The sequence below is a fragment of the Gemmatimonadaceae bacterium genome (assembly GCA_036003045.1).
Classification (GTDB): domain Bacteria; phylum Gemmatimonadota; class Gemmatimonadetes; order Gemmatimonadales; family Gemmatimonadaceae; genus JAQBQB01.
Genome location: DASYSS010000042.1, coordinates 110,816 through 131,618, shown reverse-complemented (window position 1 = coordinate 131,618; position 20,803 = coordinate 110,816). Strand labels below are relative to the sequence as shown.

Sequence of the window (20,803 nt, the reverse complement as noted above, 5' to 3'; positions counted from 1 at the left end):
GATCGCGGTGGTCGGTGCGATCGTCGGAGTCGTCGCGCTCTCGGCCGGCTGGATCACCATCTGAGGACCGGCGGGACGGACGATGGACCACTTTGCGCTGCTCGCGCTGACGTCGGTCCTGTTCATCGTGAATCCCATCGCCGTGATTCTCCGGGTCGTGGCGATGCGCATGCTGCACGGCGAACGGCGCACACAGGAGAGCGCAACCGAGATCAGCGAGGGGAGCGCCAAGTCCGACGTCGCCCTCACGCCGCTCGCCATGCCGATGCTCGCCGGTCCGGGCGCCATCTCCACGGTGATGGTTCTCTCGGGCCAAGCCGGATCGACGACCGAAAGGCTCGCCGTCTACCTGGCAGTCGTGGTGACGATGGCGCTGTCGTGGATCGCGCTCCGACTGGGCGAGCGCGTCGTCGTCCGCCCTGGGCGAAACGGGGATTCGCGTCATGACGCGCATCATGGGCCTGCTGCTGGCGTCCGTCGCCGTGCAGTTCGTGATGACGGGTGGCAGGAACGCCTTGCGCGGGGTTTCGTAGCTAGCTTGACGTCGTGGCTTCCGGCCCGTCCACCTCGCGCCCGCTCCGCGTTCTTCACGTCGTTCCGTGCTACGCGCCGATGGTCGGCGGCGTCGAGCGTGTGGTGCAAGCCGTGTCTGAGCGACTGGTTGGGCGCGGACACGACGTGTCCGTGCTCACGTTCGATGTCGCGAGCAAGCGGGACTTCTACTCGGGGCCCGGCGCGGGATTGCCGCCGCGAGACCGGCTGAACGGCGTCAGGATTTTTCGCGTCAGTCCGGCCGGAACGCTGGATCGAATCCACCGCTGGTGGCTGCGTATGCCCGGTGGCTGGCGCACGACCACGTGGTTGGCCGGCGACGAAGAGCTGTGGCCATTCGAGCGGCCGAGTGGACTCAGCATGGTGATGCCGCTCGCGCTGATCGGCGCCGACGTGATCACGTCGGTGAATTGGGGCTATCCGCCGGCGTTCTGGGCGTCCCGCCGCAATCTGCGCCGCCGACCTCACGTGGCGGTTCCGGTGCTTCACATCGAGCGTCCGTGGGCGCAGAAGCCCGTCTACACGCGCATGCTTGGCGATTCCGACGCGGTGATCGTGTTCACGGATGCGGAGGGAGATTTCGTGCGAGCGCGAGGCGCGCGCGAGATCGCGGTGGCCGGTGCCGGAGTCGATCCGGATCGCTACGCGCATCGCGACGGCGCGCGGATCAGAGCCCTCTATGGGGTCGGCGATCGCCCGCTCGTCGGCTTCGTCGGACGACAAGAGACGGCGAAGGGAGCCCCGACGTTGATCGAGGCCATGCGCATCGTCTGGCGACAGGTGCCGAACGCCGTGCTTCTGATGGCCGGCCAGCGCGCGCACCGGGAGCAGGCCGTCGCGACGATGCTGGACGCGCTGTCGGTCGACGACCGAGGCCGCGTCGTTCTCATCGACGATTTCGCCGACGACGACGGCCCGTCGATTCTGGACGCGTGCGACGTGATCGCGCTACCGTCGGTCGAGGAATCGTTCGGGATGGTGATGATCGAAGCGTGGATGTGCGGCACGCCCGTCATCGGCGCCGACATTCCGTCGACGCGCTGCATCATCGAGTCTGGCGAGGACGGATTCGTCGCCAAGCCGTTCGATCCCGCCGATCTGGCGGAGAAAATCCTCGACCTGCTCGCCGATCCGGCGAAGCGCGCGCGATTCGGCGAGCAGGGGCGCGCGAAGGTGCTTTCGCGGTACACGTGGGACCGCGTGACGGACGTCTGGGAGGCGACGCTGCGAAAGGCCGCGGCGCGTTAGCGCGCGACGGTCGGTCCGTGGCTGACCGGCCCCTCCGACCCGGTGATCCAGCCGTCCTTCAGCTCGATGATCCGGTGGCCGAACTTCGCATTTTCCTCGGAGTGCGTCACCTGGATGATCGTCGTTCCCGCCTGATTCAACTTCGTGAACAATTCCATGATCTCGCGGCCCTGGCTCGAATGCAGGTTGCCGGTGGGCTCGTCGGCGAGAATGAGGCGGGGTTTCGCGATGACGGCGCGCGCGACTCCGACGAGCTGCTGCTGCCCGCCGGAAAGCTGCCGCGGATACAGGTCTTTCTTTCCGACCATCCCGAATCGGTCGAGCGTGTCGGCGACGATCGCCTCGCGCTCCGACTTCTTCACGTTCCGGTACGACAGCGGAATGTCCAGGTTCTCGGCCACCGTGAGATCGTCGATCAGGTGGTACTGCTGAAAGACGAACCCGATGTGCTCTTTGTTCAACGCGACGCGTTGCTTGTGGCTCATCGCGTGAACCGGATGCCCGAGGAAGAAGAACTCTCCCGTCCATGCGCTGTCGAGCATGCCGAGGATGGCGAGCAGCGTGGATTTGCCGGCGCCCGACGGGCCCATGACCGAGACGAACTCGCCCGGTTGGATCTCGGTCGTGATGCGCCGCAGCACGTACGAGCGGCCGGCGGCGGTCTCGAAGACCTTCTCGAGGTTGCGCATCGAGATGACGGGTCCGACGATCGGCGGCTGCGGCGCGTCGCGCGTGACCGTGGGGGCGGGCTTGGTGAAGAAGGCCATGGTGACTCCTAAGTTAACGGCGCGCTCCGGCGGGAGCCGGTGAAACCGGCCCCGCGGAGCGTACATCGAATGGCGGGTGGGGACTAGAGCCCGACGTTCTCGCCGCGGCGCTCTTCGACCACGCGTCCGTCGAAGAGATGCACCGAGCGATCGGCGTGGGCGGCGTAGCGCGGGTCGTGCGTGACCATGCAGATCGTCGCGCCACCGCGGTGCAGCTCGCGAAGCAACTCCATGACCGCTTCGCCGTTCGTCGAATCGAGGTTTCCAGTCGGCTCGTCGGCGAGCAGGATGAGCGGATCGCCGGCGACCGCGCGGGCCACGGCGACGCGCTGCTGCTGACCTCCGGAGAGCTGCGCCGGATAGTGCTTCATGCGGTGGCTCATGCCCACGCGCTCGAGGGCGTCGGTGACGCGCTGCTTGCGCTCGGCCGCCGACATGCCGCGATACGTGAGCGGCAATTCCACATTTTCATAGACCGTGAGATCGCCGATCAGATTGAAGGCCTGGAAGATGAAACCGATCTGACGGTTACGGATGCGCGCGCGCTGCGACGGCGTGAGCTGCGCGACCGGTTCGCTGGCCAGCGTGTACTCACCGTCCGACGGGGTGTCCAGCAATCCGAGAATGGAGAGGAGCGTCGTCTTGCCGCATCCCGACGGTCCGGCGATGGCGACGTATTCGCCCGGCGCGATCTCGAGGTGGATGTCCTGCAGCGCGTGGGTCTCCACCTCGTCCGTGTAGAAGACCTTCTTGATACCGGCCAAGCGAATCAGCGCCTGGCTGGCGTTGCCGGAAGCGGCGGAGAGGGCCGATGACGAGGAAGTTGACTCAGTGGCCATGGGATGCTCGCGGGTGAGGTGGAGGAAGGAACGTTCTATACGGCGCGCATGCGCCTATTTGATTCGAACTCGGTTTGTGGCGTCGAACTGGGACATGTCGTTCACGATCAGGCTGTCGCCGACCTTCGCGCCGTTCTTGATCTCGATGGTGTTGACCGACGCGCGGCCGAGCTGAACGGTGATGCGCTCCGCTTCGCCGGAATTCGGCAGCACGCGGAAGATCCCGACCGAATTGCCCGGCTGGCCGAAGCCCGGACGGGCGACGAAGAGCACATCGCTCAGACGCTCGAGTTGGATCGTGCCGTCGACGGCGAGGTCGGAACGCGTACCCGCCGGCAGCGAATCTTCGATACGCACTTCGACGGTCACTGTTCCCGCGACCGACGACGGGTCGGTGCGCGTCACGCGTCCTTTCACGACCGTGTTGTTGTGGAGATCGATCGTCGCCGGAAGCCCGGGCACGATCTCGACCGCCTGCGTTTCGGGAACGCGCAGCACCGCCTTGAGGCGGCCCGGCTGCACGACGCGGGCGAGCGTCGTTCCCGCGTTCACGTACTGTCCCAACTCGAGCGGGGGATTGCCCAGCGTCTGGAGCAAGCCGGCCTCCGGAGCGATGACGCGCATCGACTCGACGCGGTTCTTCTGATCGTTCAGGATCGCCTTGAGCCCTTCGACCTGCTGTTGCTGAAGATCGATCTGTTGCTTCTCCGACGCCTCCATTTCTTCGAGCTTCTTCTTCTCGATGTCCGAGCGAAGTTTCAGCTCGTCGGCCGCGTCGCGCGCCGCGGCGACGTCGTTGGCGGACGCAAGCTTCTTGGCAGCGAGCGAGTCCTGAACGGCCGCCGCGCGGATCGCCGCATTGAGCTGCGTCTGCATGTTCGCGATCACGCCCTGCTGCGCGAGGAACTGCTGATGCAGCGACGTCTTGAGCGTCGCCAGCCCGGAGTATGCGCTGCTCAGGGCCTGCTGATCTTGCAGCAGCGCGAGGCGCACATCGGGATTGTCGAGCACGACCAGCAACGTGTGCGCCGTCACGGGAACGCCAGGCTGCACCGGCAACTCCTCGACACGGCCGTTGGTCAGGGCCGTGACGTTCCGGACGTACTCCGGCTCGAGCGTGCCGGGTGCGTTTACGTCGCGCGTCATCGAGCCGCGCTTGACCGTGTCGATCCAGAGTGTGCCGCGCTCGACCGGCGGAGCCGCCGGACGAAGACGACTGATCGCGACCGTCACGGCGACAATCGCCACGAGGCCGACACTCAATCCGACGATCTTCTTTGTCTTTTTGGGTGGTTCGCGCTTGATGTCCAAGGGGCCGTCTCGTGCGGTGGGAACGGGTGGAGGATGGCCTGCCAGCTTGGATCGCCAATGAAAGGTCCATGCCGCCCGGACGCACGTTCTAAACCATGTACGAACAAAAGGTTGCAGCTTCTTGCGATGCTTGCCGCCGGTACCGGTCTGCTCGGGTGTGGGACTCGACGTCCCACAAGCGAACATCCAAACGGACGCGGCGTGCTCGGGGTTTCAGACCCTATGAGACAGCGGCATCGCGGAATAGGTTGCTGACAGATGATCCGCCTCTACCGGCGGTTCGAAACCGCCCCCGCCGCGCTCGCCAGGTCTTTCGTCCTGATCGTCGTCGCCGCGAGGATGAATGGACAGGTGCCGAGTCGGCCGATTCGACTCTGTGCCGGCGGAGACGTCACTCTTGGATCCAATCTCGACCCCAAGTGGGCCCGCGCCGCGGCCGATACGCTGCGACGTCGGTTCGGGATGAGCTCGCTCCCCGACAGTCTGGCGAAGCAACTCGCGCCGCTCGTGCGTGGCGCCGACGTCGTCCTGCTCAACATCGAGGGTGCGATCGGGTCCGGCCCTCCGCCGGTACCGCCGAAATGCAGCCCGCGATCGAAGAACTGTTACGCGTTCCGTATGCCGCCGAGCGCGGGCGCGGCGCTTCGGCGAGCGATCGACAGCGGATCGGTGATCGTCGGAAACGTGGCCAACAATCACTCGCACGATGCCGGCGAAGAGGGGCGCGACACGACCGTGGCGCGGCTCAAGCGCGCCGGGATCTTCGTCGTCGGCGCGGACACCATCGCGACGCCAGTCGGGCTTCCCTCGGGCGACACGATCGCGATGCTCGGCTTCCACACCGATTCCGACGCGCCGGACGCGCGCGACCTCGCCGCCGTTCGCCGCCACGTACGACGCGCCGCCGACCGTTATCCGATCGTCGTCGTGACGATGCACCTTGGCGCCGAGGGTCCGCCGGCGCAGCGCACGCGGAACGCCGAAGAGCTTTTTCTCGGAATGGATCGCGGCAATCCCGTCGGCTTTGCCGACGCCGCATTCTCTGGCGGCGCGACGCTCGTCGTCGGCCACGGGCCGCATGTGCTCCGCGCGGCGGAATGGCGCGACGACCGCCTCGTGTTCTATTCGCTCGGCAACCTGCTCACGTACGGACCGTTCAACATGCACGAGCCGACGAATCGCGGCGCCGTCGCTTGCGCGACGATCGACTCGGCGGCCTACGTGTCAGACGCCGAGCTTCGGCCGACGATGCAGCTGTGGCCGGGGGTTCTCCAGCGAGATCAAACACATCGTGCGTTTAGCCTGATCGATTCGCTCAGCGCGCTGGATTTTCCAACGTCGGGCGCCCGCGTGGACTCGACTGGCCGCCTCTCGAAACGGGGGATCCCGATTCGAAAACCCTAAAACACGACGACGGCCTGATCGCGGATGATCGCTGATTCACAAGGCACGTCCGCGCGGATTGTTCTTGAAATCCGCGCTCGTCCGCGTTCAGTGCTTTCGTTCTGTAGAATTACGGCGAGCCGACGAACGGGGCGTTTAGTTGCCGCCCTTGGCCGCGACGGCCGGCGGTGTCGTCGCCGTGCTGTCGTCGAGGAGGAGGATGCGGCGCACGCCGCGCCAGACTTTGATGCGCGGAGAGGCCGGCCGGTCGAGCGGTGTTTCGATGACCCGGCCCGCGGCGCTGCTGGCCTGCACGAAGCGGCCGTCGCCGACGTAGATGCCGACGTGGCTCACCGCGCCCTTCTTGCCCTTGCCGAACGTGAGCACGTCGCCGGGGAGCAAGCGGCTCGTGTCCTTGATGATCGCGAGGCCGACCTTGGCTTGCTGCTTGGCCGTCCGCGGGACATCGAGGTTGAGCGCGGCCATCACGAACTTCACCAGGCCGCTGCAGTCGAAGCCTTTCTCAGGCGAACCGCCGCCGAACCGGTACTTCGTGCCGATCTGCGCGCGGGCCATCGAGACGATGGAATCGCGCATCGCCTGAGCCGAGTTGCTCATCGCCGTGAATGGCTTGGCCTCGAACGGCTTCACCTCGACGGTCTTGGCGTCTTGCGCCATCGCCGGGGCAAACGCCATCGACGCGAACGCGATCGCGACGAGCGCGACCTTCATTCGTGCGAAGCGGTTTGGCGACGATGGAATCATGGTTAGGCGGCTCAAAAGTCTCGGTCAGTCTACGGCGTGATCGGCATTCGGTCAACGGTACGAGTTAAGGTTCGTCCGACGCGGTTCAACGAGCACTTTTGGCCGCCGCCTGCAACGCACTTACTCACCCCGTGCCACAAATCGCATCACCGAATGCGCAACATTTTATGTGTCTGCAGACTCAACCTCCACCGGGGGTTCGAGAGGCAATACCGCAGGGCAGCTTCAGTATTCTCTGATACGGCTGGGCCGTCCATGGGCTGAAGGAAAAATTGACCGAACGCGAGCGACTCGAAACCGCTCGGATCGAGGCCCGGCTGGGGATACACGAGCTTGAGCTCGTCCCCGTGGCGAAGCTCGAGCGGCACCCGTGCCTTTGGGCTTACGCAAATCCAATCCAGTCCCGGCGGTGGCTGCATGGTCCCATTTGTCTCCACCGCGACCTTGAAACCGCGCGCGTGCAGCGCGTCGATCGCCGCCTCGTCAAGTTGCAGGAGCGGCTCGCCACCGGTGCAGACGACGAACCGGCTTCGATCCGATGTGACCGGCCAGCGCGATGCCACGGCGTCGGCGAGCGCGCCGGCGGTCGCGAACTTTCCTCCATCGGGCCCGACGCCGACGAAGTCGGTATCACAGAAATCGCAAATCGCCGTCGCGCGATCGGACTCGCGCCCTGTCCACAGGTTGCATCCGGCGAAACGGCAGAACACCGCCGGTCGGCCGGTATTGGCGCCTTCGCCTTGGAGGGTGTAGAAGATCTCTTTGACGGTGTACACTGGGTAGACAGGTGGGACCGGTGGACCGGAGAAAGTGTTTTACTGCGACCGATATCGCGCTGGGTCAGGGATTCCGGCTTCGGAGAATCCCTTCAGGCGTAACTGGCAAGCGTCGCAGTGGCCGCAGGCCGCGCCGGTCGAATCGGGATCGTAGCAGCTCTGCGTGATCGCGTAGTCCACGCCGAGCGATGTACCGAGCCGGATGATCTGCGCTTTGGTCAGGTTGATGAGCGGAGCCCGGATGCGAAGGAGCAGGCTCCCTTCGGTGCCGGCGCGCGTGGCGAGATTCGCCATGCGCTCGAAGGCGTCGATGTACTCGGGACGGCAGTCCGGGTACCCGGAATAGTCGAGCGCATTCACGCCGATGAAGATGTCCGCCGCGCCGAGGACTTCGGCCCACGCGAGGGCGAACGAGAGGAAAATCGTGTTGCGTGCCGGCACGTACGTGACAGGCACGCCGCACTCGGCGACGTCGCGGTCGCGCGGCACGTCGATGTCGTCGCTCGTCAGCGCGGAGCCGCCAAACGTCCGCAGGTCGACGTCGGCCACGACATGTTCCCGCGCGCCAAACCGCGTCGCGATGCGGCGCGCCGCGTCGATCTCGTTCGCGTGACGCTGGCCGTAGCGAAAGGTCATCGCGTGCACATCGAATCCGTCGCGACGCGCCACGGCGAGCAAGGTCGTCGAGTCCAATCCGCCACTCAATAGCAGCACCGCCTTCGGCCCTCCCATCAGCCGCGCAGCGCCTGGTCGAAGTCCGCCTTGAGGTCTTCGACGTGCTCGAGCCCCACAGACACCCGGAGCAGATTCTCCGGCGCTCGCGTCCCGATGCCCTCGACCGACGCCCTGTGCTCGACCAGGCTTTCCGTGCCGCCAAGGCTCGTCGCCTGCGTGAACAGCTTGAGGCGTCCCGCGACGGCGAGCGACTGTGCGCGGCCTTTCCCCGCCTGGACCGACAGCATTCCCCCGAACGCCGACATTTGCTTTCGCGCGATCGCGTGCGCCGGGTGCGACGCCAGCCCGGGATAGTGCACGGCCTCGACACAGGGGTGGTTCGCGAGAAACGTCGCCAACTCGCTCGCGCTCTCACTCTGCGCGCGCACGCGAACGGGCAGCGTGCGGACGCCGCGCAGCGTGAGCCAGCACTCGAACGGCGACGGCACCGCGCCGCCGGTCATCTGGATCGCCGCGACGCGTTGGTGGAGGTCGCCGATCTCTCGAAACACGAGCGCGCCGCCGAGGACGTCGCTGTGGCCACCGAGGTACTTGGTGGTGGCGTGCATCGCGATGTCGGCGCCCAAGGCCAGCGGGCGCTGGAGCACCGGTGTGCCCCACGTGTTGTCCACCGCGCAGAGCGCGCCGCTTTCGCGCGCGATCGCGGCGATGGCAGCGACGTCCACCACGCGCAGCAGCGGATTGGACGGCGTCTCGATCCAGATGAGGCGCGTGTTTTTCCGCATCGCGCCGCGCACACCATCGAGATCCGTCATGTCGACGATGGACAGCTCGAGCCCCCAGGGGCCCAGAACGTCGCGCGCGAGCTTGATCGTACCGAAGTAGGCGTCGTCGGGGACGATGACGTGAGAGCCCGGACCCAAGGCCTGCAGGAGCGTCATGGTCGCCGCCGATCCCGAGGCGAACGCCGCGGCCGCGGCCCCCCCTTCCAATTCGGCCAAGCAACGCTCGAGCGCCGCCCGGTTCGGGTTCGTGTAGCGCGAGTAGAGGAAGCCCGCGCGGTAGCTGCCGTCCGGGTCGCGGGCGAAGGTCGTCGAGAGGTAAATCGGCGGCGTCACGGCGGCCGTCGACGGGTCGACGTCGTGACCGGCGTGCACGGCGAGGGTTTCGATGCGCATGGTCGTTGGCGGGAAGGGAATCCCGGACGCGCGGTGCGTCGCGGCCCGGTCGGAAGGTCAACGGGGAATGGCGTCGCGGCAATGGCGAAAGGGCTGGCAGCGGGGGCAGATTTTGGGACGTATGAAAGGCGGAGCCGCGCAACGGCGGTTCCGAGTGGTGGGTTGTCGGCTTGGAGTGATCAGCCGCCGCTGGCGCTAGTGGGAGCGGTCAACGGTCCACCCGTCCACCTTCCTCAACGAGACGACAGTGAGATCATTGAGAACGGTTCGACTCTTGGCGGGCGCGATGGTCGCGCCGATCGCGCTGGCTGCGCAGAATCCGAAGACGCAGCCGACGACTCACAAGCCGCAGGCCACCGGGGCGGCCATCACCGCCGGCGACCTGGAGACGCGCCTCTACATCTACGCGGCCGACTCCATGGAAGGCCGTGAGACCGGCACGCGCGGCCACGTGAAAGCGACCGACTACATCGCCGCGCAGGTGAAGGCGCTCGGCCTCGTGCCCATGGGCGACAACGGCACCTACTTCCAGAACGTGCCGGTGATCCGCCGCTCCCTCGACCCGGCGTCCACGATCAGCTCGGGAAGCGTCACGCTTCACGCGGGCACGGACTTCATCGCCACCGGGCGTGGAAACGTCCGCTCGCTCGGCGAAGCGCCGATCATCTACGGCGGCTTGCAGGGCGATACGACCGGCGGTCTCACCGCCGAGCAGGTGCAGGGCAAAATCATCGCGTATCGCGCGCCGGCGGGCCGCGGCGGCGGACGCGGTGGGTTCGGCGGCGGCGGTCGCGGCGGACGCGGTGGCTTCGGCGGCGGTAACCCGGTGGCCCGCGCGGCGGCGGGAACCGTGACGATCTCGGACCAGCTCTCGGAAGCGCAGGTCCGCGCCGCGATGCACCCGCGGGAGGGCGACGTGCAGCTCAAGGCGGACGCGAGTGATTCGGCGTCGGCACCTCAGATCACGATGTCCCGCGCGGCCGCCGAGCAGCTGCTCGGTGCCTCGCTCGACGGGATGGCGAAGGGAACGGCGGGCAAGACGGTGAGTTTCAACGTCAAGTTCATCGACACGCCGGCCCCGGCGCGCAACGTCGTCGCGGCGTATCCGGGACATGATCCGAAGCTCAAGAACGAGTGGGTGGCGATGGGGGCGCACAACGACCACATCGGGATTCGCCAAGGCGCGCCGATCGACCACGACTCGCTGCATCTGTTCAACCAGGCGGCGTACCCGATTCGCGAGCACATCGCGCTCTACAATCTCGAGAATCACATCTGCGGTGGGCGGTTGCAGGCCGAGTGCTCGCAGGCGACGGCGGCGCAACAGGCCCACCTCGATTCATTGAACGCGCAGATCGCAGCCATCCACGTCAACCTGGACAGCGTGCGCAAGGTGAACGGCGGGGTGCGGCTCGACTCGATCAGCAACGGCGCGGACGACGACGGCTCGGGGACGGTGACGTTGCTCGAGGTCGCGGAGAAGTTCGCGAAGTCGAAGCCGGAGACGAAGCGGTCCATGCTGTTCGTGTGGCACGTCGGCGAAGAGAAAGGGCTGTGGGGGTCGGCGTACGTGACCGATCACCCGCCGGTGCCGCGCGATTCGATCGTCGCGCAGCTGAACATGGACATGGTCGGGCGCGGTGCGGCGAACGATCTGTTCGAGGGCGGCCCGGCCTACCTGCAGCTCGTCGGCGGCCGTCGGGTGTCGACCGAGCTCGGCGACATCGTCGAGGCGCAAAACAAGAAGCTCGCGCAGCCGTTCAAGTTCGACTACCAGTTCGACGCCAACGGCCACCCCGAGAACATCTATTGCCGCAGCGACCATTTCAATTACGCTCGTTATGGAATTCCGATCGTTTTTGTCACGACCGGCCTACACGGTGACTATCACCAGGTGACCGACGAGCCGGAGTACATCGATTATCCGCACATGGCGAAGATCGGCAACTTCATGTACGACCTCGGCGTGTACGTGTCGGATCTCGACCATCGGCCGAAGGTCGATCATCCGGTCGGAGATCCGAAGGCGCGGTGCAGGCAGTAAGCCGGTCGACCGGTGGACCGGTGGACCGGTGGACCCGTGGACCGGTAAGAACGAGAAGCAAGAAGTCAGAGGCTGAGATTTGGAGCTTGGGGAACGCGACGTCGGGGACATGCCCGGTCGCCGTTCCCCAAGTTTTTTTTCTTGGCGTTCGTTCAAATCGTTTTTGGCGACGGAGCTTGTTCGCGGGGGACGATAGGTATATGCCTGGATGCTCTTCGCGGGGCGCCGTTGTAGTTGCGACCCGACGCGGCCCAGCGGCCCCGCGGTCGACCCGCCCACCGGAATCAGGTCTTCAACGTCCCGACGAGCTGCCGAAGCTGAGTCGATCCCGCGAGCAGCACGTTCGACGCGGAGGTCATCTGTTCGCAGGCAGCGCTCTGCTGCTGCGTCGAGGCGTTGACCTGTTCCGCGGCGGCGGCGTGGCCTTCGGCCGTCTTGGCGATCGACTCGAGGCTCACGGCGGCGTGGTTGACGGCCGAGGCGTTCGCCTCGGCCGCGCCGGTGACGCCGATCGCGGCGATGCGGGTGCGTTCGGCGGCGTCGCTGATCGTGTGCAGCGCGGCGTCGATGTCCCGTGACACGCGCTCGATCTCGATCACGCGGCCCGCGCTCGATTCCATGGCCTTGGCGCTGCTCGTGACACGCGCGGTGACGACCGTCGTCATCTGCACGATGTCGTCGGCGGCGCGCTGCGACTGTTCGGCGAGCTTGCGGACTTCGTCGGCGACGACCGCAAACCCGCGCCCGGCTTCGCCGGCGCGCGCCGCCTCGATGGCGGCGTTGAGCGCCAGCAGGTTCGTCTGGTCGGCGATCTGACTCACCGACTGGACGAACTGGTTGATGTCGCTCACCGTCGCGTTCAAGTGGCCGATCTCGGCGGCGGCACGCTCCACGCTCGACTTGACGTCGACGAGAATGCCGAGTGCGCGGTCGATTTCGACGCGTTTCGCTTGCGCCGCGCCTTCGATGTTCTGCGCGAGGTGGGTGACTTCGTCCGAGCGTTTGCGGACGCCGGTCGCGGCCTCGCGGATCGCCTGCAGGGTTTCATCCACCGAGCGAAGCTGGTGAACCGTCGCCTCGGCGCCGTGCGACACCTCCGTCATCGCGCTCGCCATTTGGCTCGCCGACAACGAGATCTGCTCGGAGACGGACGCAAGGTCGTGGGCCGAGCTCGAGACCTCGTCGGCGGTCCGCGCGGCGACGTTCACGACGCGCGACAGCGATTCGCCCGTCTGGTTCATCGCCGATGCGAGAATGCTGAATTCGCCCGGCATCGAGGCGTCGGTCCGGCTGGCGAGGTCGCCGTCGCTCAGGCGCTTGGCGTGCGTGACGAGCAGCTCGAGCGGCTCGCTGATGTGCCGCACGGTGAACATCACGACGATGATGCCGAAGACGAGCGCCAGTCCGATGATCGAGAGCAGGAGGTCGGACCGCTGCGCGGTTTCCGATGCGAGGTCCTGACGTGCCGCGGCCACCTTTTCGGCCTTGATGCGTCCGAGAAGCGCGATATCGGCGAGCAACTCGTCGATCGACCGCCGCGCAGCGCTCGACGCCACGCGCGCCTCGTCGGCCCGGCCGAGGTCGGCCAGGCGATGGGCGAGCGCGTAGTGGATCTCCATCTCGGAGAGCTTGTTGTCGATGGTCGCGATCGCGGCGACTTCGGACGCCGACTGGTTCGGACGGCTGTTCATCTGTCGCTGCACTTCGTGCGCGGCCCAGCCGAACGCGCGGAACGCCGACTGCGCCGACGAGTCGCGCGTGTCGAGATAGCGCGACGCCGCCTCGATGGTCTTGGCGACGTCGGCCGAGACCTGGCTCGTGAGCGCCGCCTCGGACTCCACCTCGGAGAGCGACGCGACGATCTCGCGCGACATTCCCGTCAGGGCGCGCCGCGCCTCGAATCCCGCCAGCAGCAGAATGCCGACGAGAACGCCGAAGCCGATCCACAGGCGACCTCGAATCGTGTTGAACTGCGCGTTGTCGAGCAGGCTCACTTGGTCGCCTCCAGTTGCATGGCGCCTTCGTGTACGCGCGTCATGACGATGCCTTTTCCGATCGGATCGCCGTCCGGGCGGAACCGAATCGCTCCGGTCACGCCGTGGAACGCGCTGGTCTCGGTGAGGTTCGCGAGGTATTCGCGGATCTTCACGCGATCGGGGCCGACTTGCTCAACCGCGTGCGCGAGCAGCTTCGTCGCGTCGTAGGCGAGCGCGGCGTTGCCGTCGGGAATCGAGTTGAACTTTCTCGAATAGGCGGTGACGAACGCCCGCACTTCGGGGCGCGGGTCCTGCGCGCTGAAGGGCGCGCCGACGAACACGCCTTCCGCCAACGGGCTCGGGGCGACCGTCTGCCAACCGTCGCCGCCGACGAGATCCGCGTCGAGGTTCTGGCGGCGCGCTTCCTTGAGGAACGCGAGTCCCGACGCATCCGTGCCGGCGATGAACACCACGTCGGGCTTTTGCTTCTTGAACCACGTGACGAATGGCTCGAAGCGTTGCGCCGAGTCTTCGCCGATTGGGTCGATGCTGATGATCGTTCCGGCGAAGCTGCGCTTGAAGTTTTCGGCAAGGCCTCGGCCGTACGGATTGTTTTCGTAGAGAACTGAGGCGCGTTTCCGGCCGCGCGCGTTGATGAAGCGTGCGATCGTCTGGCCGTTCGCCGAATCGCTCGGGATCACGCGGAACGTCCACGGCGAGATTCCGGTCAACGCGGGCGACGTCGCCGTCGTGGCGACCGCCGCGAGGTGCTGGTCGTAGACGTGCGCCGCGGACACCATCGCGCCCGAGTTCACATGCCCGACGACGGCGACGATGCGCGGGCTGTTGACGAACGACTGCGCGACCGAGCTGGCGCGAACGCCGTTGCCGGAATCGTCAGCGAATTGAACCGACAGGCGGCGGGTGGTTCCCCACGCCGGGCTGGCGTTGATCTCGTCGACGGCGAGCTGAATGCCCTGCTTGTTCGCCAGACCGTAGGCCTGACTGAACGGTCCGGCCGCGCCGAACGTCACGGTGCGCGCCGTGTCGTGTGAGCACGCGGCGAGACCGACGAGAGCGAGGACGATGCGTTTCTGAACCATCGACACCGGATGGAGGAGGCTCCCGGCCAAGACACCGGGGTGGGCAACAGCGAGGACGAAAGACGCGGGCCGACTGTAACGACCGCCAGACGTACGGCCGACCCGCGTTTCCCTCGTCCCTGCAAGCGGTTAGACAGGTGCTTTGGACACGTTCGATCCAGCCGATACTAGCTGAGGGGACGCGTACTCAGCGTCTCTTGTTCCTTATTATCGGCTCAAGCATCGAGATCGCCGCGTGACATGACGCCGACGGTCGACATCCTCATCCAACAGGCCCAGCTCGCCGACCGGGAAGGCCGGCGCGATGACGCGCGGGCGCTGTACGAGCGGGCGCTGTTCTCGCTCGATCGGAGCGCCGACGCCACAATCGCGTCATCCCTGCTGCGGTGGATCGGCCGCCTGTTCCGGGACGCCGGCGACATCGACGCCGCCCTCGACGCTTTCGAGGCGGCGCTCACCATCGCCGAACTGGCCGACCACGACGCGGAGATCGGGAAGGCGTTTCACGAGCAAGCCGACATCCACCGGCGGCTCGGCAATCTCGATCGCGCGGAGACGCTCTATCTCCAAGCGCGCGGGCGCGCGCTCGACACACAGGAGACGCGCCTCGCCGCGATGGCGGCTGAGAGCCTGAGCCTCATCGCGATGGTGCGCGGCGACCACGACAGGGCGTTGCGCGATCATCGCGCGAGCCTGGCCGAATACCGAGCCCTCGGTGTGCCCAAAGAGGTGTTGGCGTCGCTGCGCGGCATGGCTCGACTCTGCACGGACCTGGAACGATGGGAGGACTCGGCCCGCACGATCGACGAGGCCGCGCAAATCGCCGAGGCGCTCGGCGACATCCCGGAACGCGTGCGAATCGAAGCGCAGCGCGCCGCGTTGGAAATCGCCCGCGGCGACTTCGTATCGGCGGCCACGGCCTGCGAGACGGGTCGCTCGCTCGCCGAGCGATCGCCGGAAGTCGACGCGCTCGGCGAAATCGAGAAGCACCTTGGCGCGATCGCGCGTGAGACCGGCCAATTCGGCGCGGCGGAGCAGCACTTCGAGCGCGCGCAGCAAATCGCCGTCGACCAGCGCGACCTGCTGCTCTCCGCGGAGACCGCACGCGAGCACGCTGAGGCGTGCCGCCCGCAGGGGCGCCTCCGCGATGCGCTCATCCATCTCAATCGCGGCCACGCCATTCTCACGCAGCTGGCGGTGGCGGGCGACGTCGTCGACGTCGACCGCCGCGCGGCGCGGCTCGAGCGCCAGTTTCTCGACGTCGCGCGCCAGTGGGCCGGCTCGATCGAATCGAAGGACCGGCACACGCAGGGTCATTGCGAGCGCGTCGCCGACCTCGCGTGCGCGCTGGCGATTCGCGATGGCTGTGAATCGCGCGAGCTCTTCTGGTTTCGCATGGGCGCGACGGTCCACGACATCGGAAAGCTCATCATCCCGGCCGAGGTTCTGAACAAGCCCGGCAAGCTCGCGCCCGATGAGTGGGAGCTGATCAAGCGCCACCCGGTCGCGGGCGTCGAGATGCTCGCCGAGATGGATTTTCCCGGCGAAGTCGGGCCGATGGTTCGATCGCACCACGAGCGCTGGGACGGCCAAGGATACCCCGACGGGTTGGCCGGAGAGGAGATTCCGCGCGCGGCGCGGATGCTCTGCATCGCCGACGTCTACGACGCGCTCTTGTCCAAGCGGAGCTACAAGGGCGCGCTGTCGCACGAAGCGGCGCTCGAGATCATGCGCTCCGACCCGGGGCAATTCGACCCCGCCCTATTCGGATTGTTCGAGGACCTCATGCGCACGCGCGCCCCGTCGATGCGGCAGCGCGTCACGGCGCAGGCGCATCCGACACCGGAACACCGCGTCACGCCGGCGCGAGAGCTCACCGTCGCTGGGCCGTCGGACGACCTCACCGGTCTGCTCACGCGGCGCCCCTTCATCGAGATCGCGAACACGATTCTCGGCGAGCGCGGCACCTTCGCGACGATGTCGCTCATCGTCCTCGACGTCGACGAGTTCAAGCAGGTCAACGACCAGCACGGACACTTGCAGGGTGACGCCGTGCTGCGCGTCATCGCCGGCACGTTACGCGAGCTCGCGGCGTCGTCGGGGATCATCGGCCGATATGCCGGCGACGAGTTCGTGATCCTGCTGCCCCACGCCTCGATCGACGAGGCGGGCGAGCTCGCCGAACGCATTCGCGCCACGGTGCGACGGACTTCGATTCCGCTGCGCGAGCGCTCTGGCTCCATCTCGGCGACGTTGTCGATCGGTGTCGCCGGCGCGCGGCCCGAACACCGCGACTTCGACGCGCTCTTCGCCGTCGCCGATCGCGCGATGTACGAGGCGAAGCGCCGCGGGCGCGACACGGTGGTGTCGGCGTCTGAAGGCGACAGCACGTCGCAGGGCCCGGCGATCAACCTGAAGCACTTCGTCGGCCGCGAATCCGAAAGCAGGCGTCTTCTGCGAATCCTCGAGGCAGTCGAGAACGGACCACAGCTCGTGTCGGTCGTCGGCGAAGCCGGCGTCGGTAAATCGTCGCTGGTCCGGCGCCTGGCCGGCGAAGCGCGTCTGCGCGCCGGCTGTCTCGTGGCGGGTCAGTGCAGCGAGGCGGGGAACAAGCCGCCGTACGCGCCTTGGGCCGAAGTGCTCACCGCGATCGACTCGCTCGGCATCGTCGGCGCGCGCGAGTGGCACGAGCTGCCCAGGCTCGTGTCGTCGATGTCGACCGCGGCGCTGGCGCCCGAGGCGAACCGGTACGCGCTGCTCAACGAGATCGTTTGGTATCTGCGGCTGGCCTCGGAGACGAATCCCGTCGTCGTCCTTCTCGACGACATGCAGTGGGCGGACGCGGGGAGCTGGGACGTCCTCGAGCACGTGATGTCGCAACTCGAAATGGAGCACATCCTCCTGTGCATGACGATGCGAACCGAGGACATGCGGGGACCGGCACTGGAGCGTCGCAACCGGCTGCTGCGCGACGAACGTTTCAACGAGGTCCCGCTGTCGCGGCTCTCGGACGGAGATCTGCGGCAGTGGCTGTCCGGCGTGTTCGGCGGCGAAGCGAGCCGCGAACTGTCGACGTATCTACAGCGCTACTCCGAGGGGAATCCGCTGCTCGCCACGCAGGTCGTGCGCATTCTCCTCGACGCGGGCGTGGTGCGCTTCGAGCACGGGCGCTGGGGATTGTGGTCGGAGCCTTCGCGTGAGCTGACGACCGCGCTGAGCGGCCTGATGGGCCGCAGACTCGATCGGCTCACTCCAGAGGCGCGCTCCATCCTCAACACCGCCGCGGTGATCGGGCGCGTGTTCGACATCGACCTCGCCGTCGCGGCGGGTGCCGGTACCGAAGACGAGGTGCTCGACGCGCTCGACCAAGGAATCGAGCACGCGGTCCTCGAGGCGACCGACTCGAGCGGCTGCGAGTTCTCGTTCACGCACGGGCTTCTGGTCGACGCGGTTCGCCGGTCGATCAATCCGCGTCGGCTGGCGCGCATCCACGAGCGGGTCGCCGCGGCGATGGAAGAGCGCACGCCCGACAAAGCGCCGGCCATCGCGGTGCATTACGAGCGCGCGGGTCTGCCGCTCAAGGCGTATCCGCACGCGATCATGGCCGGCCACGAGGCGCTGTCGATGTACGCGCAGGCCGACGCCCGGCGATTCTTCGAGATCGCCGAACGGGCGGCTCCGGGTCCGGGAGAACGCGCGAGCGCGCTGCTCGGATTGGCCGAAGTGTCGGAGATAGAAGGGCGCCACGCGCTGACGGAAGAGCTGTGCGACCGCGCGCTGGCCACGATCGGCGACGGATCGAACGACCATACGCTGCTCGCGCTGCGCCGCATGCGCGAGCGAACTCGCTCGCTGCAAGGACGGCCCGCCCGAGAAACGATCGCCGTGTGCACCGAGCTGCTCGAGAAAGCGCGGTCGCTGGGCGACCGCGCCGAGGAGTCCGCGCTGCTCACCATGATCTCGCATTGCCAGGATCGCCTCGGCGACGGCGCCGCCGCCGAGGGAGTGGCGCGCGAGGCCGTGGCGGCGGCGGAAGCGGCGAACGACTCGCGACTTCTCGCCGAATCGTTCACGCGTCTGGGCAGCGCCATCAAGGACACGAACGCCACCGAAGCGCAGGATTTCTACGGACGCGCGCTGGCGCTCTTCCACGCCGCGGGGGACCGCAGCGGCGAAGCGCGTTGCCAAATCAACATCGGCAAGATTTATCAGCGCGCGGGCGACATGGCGGCGGCGGAAGCCGCCTACGACCGCGGCCTCGAAACGGCGCAGTCGGCGCAGGCGGGCGATCTCGCCGGACTCGCCTCGCTGAATCTCGGGACGCTCTACCTGCGACGCGGCCAGCTCGCGCTCGCCGGCGAGCGCTATGGCGACGCGCTCGAGCGTTTCGCGGAGTCGTCGAACGAGACGGATCGGTTGTCGACGCTGTTCAACATGGCCCATCTTGCGCGCGAAGCGGAGGATTGGGGGACCGCCTCCGCTCTCTACGAGCAGGTGATGGCGGTCGCGGCGCGCATCGGACAGCCGGACGTCGAGCTGGGCGCGCGCGCCGGACAGGCGCTCGCCGCTCTCGCCGTTGGAGCGCGCTCGGTGGCGGAGGACGCCATGCGTTGGATTCGCGCCAACGTCGAAACGCGCCCCCAGTGGTGGTTCCAAGGGCGCGATCTGGTCGACGCGCTTCGCATCCGCCTCGCGGCGGAGCGAGGCGATGACGCACACGCGATGCGGCTGCTCGCCGACGCGGTCACGCTGGCCGGTCAACACGACATCTATCTCGCGGCGTATCTGGTGTCGGAGTGCGCGCCCTCGCTACGCCGCGAAGTCTCGCCCTTGGTCGCGCTGATCGACCAGCTGCTGCCCGAGGTCGAAACGTTCGGGCTGACCGGCGCCCGCAAGCGGCTCATCAACGCCCGAATGAGCTTGTTGGCGAGCGCCGCCGCCTGATCAGCCGCCTTGTTCGGCACTACGGATTCCGCCCGCTGCGGCCGATACTCGGTGAGATAGCGCTCGTAAACGCCCTAGGAGACACTTTCGCGTGAAGCATCACGGACCTTTCTTCGGATGGACCCGGTGACCGCGCCCTCGCCTCGGCGCCCAGTCGGCGCGCGCGATACCGGTTTCGAGTTCGCACCGGTCATCGCCGGCAGCGCTGTGATGCGCCATACGATTCAGACGGCTCACCGCGTCGCCGGAACTCCGGTGCGCGCGCTGATGCTGTACGGCGAAGCGGGCGCCGGAAAGGACCTGCTGGCTCGCTGCATTCACGCGGCTGGCGCGGGCGCCAACGATCCGTTCATCGCGATCAACTGCGCGTCGATTCCGTCGGCAATATTGGAGATGGAGCTCTTCGGCTCGGACCCCGCCCACCGCGACGCGCCGCGTCGCGCCGGAGCGCTGGAGCTGGCCGGACGGGGCACCGTCTATCTCGACGAAATCGGCGAGCTGCCGCTGTCGTTGCAGGACCGGCTTGCCCGCTCGCTCGAGGAGTATGGTGTGCCGAGACTCGGCGCCGCTCCCCCGACCGACGTTCCCGTCCATTGCCGCGTCATCGCCGCGACCCGATCGCGTCTCGAGGACGCTGTCTCAGCGGGAACGTTCCGCGACGATCTTGCCGCACGTCTCGCCGTGCTTCGCATCGAGCTGCCCCCGCTCCGCGAGCGCGACGATGACGTGCGGCTGATCGCGGACCACTTCCTGTCTCAGAATCAACGCATCCGCGGCGAGGCTCGCCGTCAGATCGGCCTCGACGCGCTCGCCGTGCTCCGGGCTCACCGCTGGCCCGGCAACGTGCGCGAGCTGAAGCACGTCATCGACCGCGCGGCCAACTCGGCCACCGGCCCGGTGATCGGCGCCGAGCATTTGATGATCAACCAGCAGCGTGCGGGCGCGAGCGCGCTCCACGGCACGGTGAGCTTCGGCGACATTCGCATTCCCGGCGAAGGGAAGCGTCTTCGCGACATCGAGCGCGAGGCGCTCGAACTCACGCTGCGCCTGACCGAGAACAACCAGAGCGCCGCCGCGCGAATTCTCTGCATCTCGCGCCCAACGCTTGCGAGAAAGCTCAAGGCGTATCGGTTGAGGGACGCGCAGGGGAAGTAGCACGACGGGTGGACGCGTGGACGGGTGGACGGGATGGTCGGCTAACAGCGGACCATCGACCCGTCGCCGTTTTGTCCCGGTCCACCT

The 20,803-nt window shown here is 67.1% G+C and carries 15 protein-coding genes; 6 read left to right on the top strand and 9 right to left on the bottom strand.

Translation table 11 applies throughout. The annotated features are described in order from the left end of the window. The first annotated feature begins 82 nt into the window (after positions 1–82). Together VGQ44_10810 and VGQ44_10805 are read left to right on the top strand one after the other, a co-directional pair. Positions 83–763: a MarC family protein gene (locus tag VGQ44_10810; protein ID HEV8447306.1), complete on the top strand. Its 681-nt coding sequence runs from the start codon at positions 83–85 to the stop codon at positions 761–763. Further along, positions 646–1,800 carry a glycosyltransferase family 4 protein gene (locus VGQ44_10805; GenBank protein HEV8447305.1) on the top strand — a complete coding sequence of 385 codons (1,155 nt, stop codon included), beginning with the start codon at positions 646–648 and terminating at the stop codon, positions 1,798–1,800. The genes VGQ44_10810 and VGQ44_10805 overlap by 118 nt, the downstream gene beginning before the upstream one ends. On the opposite strand, the gene VGQ44_10800 is transcribed toward VGQ44_10805, so the two are convergent. The 3 genes from VGQ44_10800 to VGQ44_10790 all read right to left on the bottom strand — a co-directional run bounded on the left by VGQ44_10800 (position 1,797) and on the right by VGQ44_10790 (position 4,717). After that, the gene (locus VGQ44_10800) at positions 1,797–2,567 is read right to left on the bottom strand and encodes an ABC transporter ATP-binding protein (GenBank protein HEV8447304.1); all 771 of its coding nucleotides are present in this window, start codon (positions 2,565–2,567) and stop codon (positions 1,797–1,799) included. The genes VGQ44_10805 and VGQ44_10800 overlap by 4 nt on opposite strands. Before the next feature lie 83 nt (positions 2,568–2,650). Next, positions 2,651–3,406: an ABC transporter ATP-binding protein gene (locus VGQ44_10795; GenBank protein ID HEV8447303.1), complete on the bottom strand. Its 756-nt coding sequence runs from the start codon at positions 3,404–3,406 to the stop codon at positions 2,651–2,653. Between the two features lie 54 nt (positions 3,407–3,460). After that, a complete protein-coding gene (locus VGQ44_10790) occupies positions 3,461–4,717 on the bottom strand; it encodes an HlyD family efflux transporter periplasmic adaptor subunit (protein HEV8447302.1) in 1,257 nt (418 codons plus the stop codon). A gap of 258 nt (positions 4,718–4,975) precedes the next feature. Between VGQ44_10790 and VGQ44_10785 the strand changes: the two genes are divergently transcribed. Continuing rightward, entirely contained in the window at positions 4,976–6,121 is a 1,146-nt protein-coding gene (locus VGQ44_10785; protein HEV8447301.1) for a CapA family protein, read from the top strand. A gap of 135 nt (positions 6,122–6,256) precedes the next feature. Here VGQ44_10785 and VGQ44_10780 read toward each other — a convergent pair whose 3' ends face one another. The 4 genes from VGQ44_10780 to VGQ44_10765 all read right to left on the bottom strand — a co-directional run bounded on the left by VGQ44_10780 (position 6,257) and on the right by VGQ44_10765 (position 9,494). Then, positions 6,257–6,832 (bottom strand): C40 family peptidase, encoded by a 576-nt coding sequence (locus tag VGQ44_10780; protein HEV8447300.1) that lies wholly within the window; start codon positions 6,830–6,832, stop codon positions 6,257–6,259. 179 nt (positions 6,833–7,011) lie between these two features. Further along, complete coding sequence (gene queE / locus VGQ44_10775; GenBank protein HEV8447299.1) at positions 7,012–7,641, bottom strand: 7-carboxy-7-deazaguanine synthase; 630 nt, start codon at positions 7,639–7,641, stop codon at positions 7,012–7,014. A 39-nt stretch (positions 7,642–7,680) separates the two neighbouring features. Further along, a complete protein-coding gene (gene queC, locus VGQ44_10770) occupies positions 7,681–8,355 on the bottom strand; it encodes a 7-cyano-7-deazaguanine synthase QueC (GenBank protein ID HEV8447298.1) in 675 nt (224 codons plus the stop codon). A 17-nt stretch (positions 8,356–8,372) separates the two neighbouring features. After that, the gene (locus VGQ44_10765) at positions 8,373–9,494 is read right to left on the bottom strand and encodes an aminotransferase class I/II-fold pyridoxal phosphate-dependent enzyme (protein HEV8447297.1); all 1,122 of its coding nucleotides are present in this window, start codon (positions 9,492–9,494) and stop codon (positions 8,373–8,375) included. 247 nt (positions 9,495–9,741) lie between these two features. On the opposite strand from VGQ44_10765, the gene VGQ44_10760 reads away from it, so the two are divergent. After that, positions 9,742–11,538, top strand: a complete 1,797-nt coding sequence (locus tag VGQ44_10760; GenBank protein HEV8447296.1) for a M28 family peptidase — start codon at positions 9,742–9,744, stop codon at positions 11,536–11,538. A gap of 284 nt (positions 11,539–11,822) precedes the next feature. Here VGQ44_10760 and VGQ44_10755 read toward each other — a convergent pair whose 3' ends face one another. Both VGQ44_10755 and VGQ44_10750 read right to left on the bottom strand, forming a co-directional pair. Next, a complete protein-coding gene (locus VGQ44_10755) occupies positions 11,823–13,532 on the bottom strand; it encodes a methyl-accepting chemotaxis protein (GenBank protein HEV8447295.1) in 1,710 nt (569 codons plus the stop codon). Further along, positions 13,529–14,647: an ABC transporter substrate-binding protein gene (locus VGQ44_10750; protein HEV8447294.1), complete on the bottom strand. Its 1,119-nt coding sequence runs from the start codon at positions 14,645–14,647 to the stop codon at positions 13,529–13,531. The genes VGQ44_10755 and VGQ44_10750 overlap by 4 nt, the downstream gene beginning before the upstream one ends. A 210-nt stretch (positions 14,648–14,857) precedes the next feature. On the opposite strand from VGQ44_10750, the gene VGQ44_10745 reads away from it, so the two are divergent. Both VGQ44_10745 and VGQ44_10740 read left to right on the top strand, forming a co-directional pair. Next, positions 14,858–19,561, top strand: a complete 4,704-nt coding sequence (locus VGQ44_10745; protein ID HEV8447293.1) for an HD domain-containing phosphohydrolase — start codon at positions 14,858–14,860, stop codon at positions 19,559–19,561. A 117-nt stretch (positions 19,562–19,678) separates the two neighbouring features. Continuing rightward, on the top strand, positions 19,679–20,716 hold the full coding sequence (locus VGQ44_10740; protein HEV8447292.1) for a sigma 54-interacting transcriptional regulator: 1,038 nt from the start codon (positions 19,679–19,681) through the stop codon (positions 20,714–20,716). Positions 20,717–20,803: the final 87 nt, after the last annotated feature.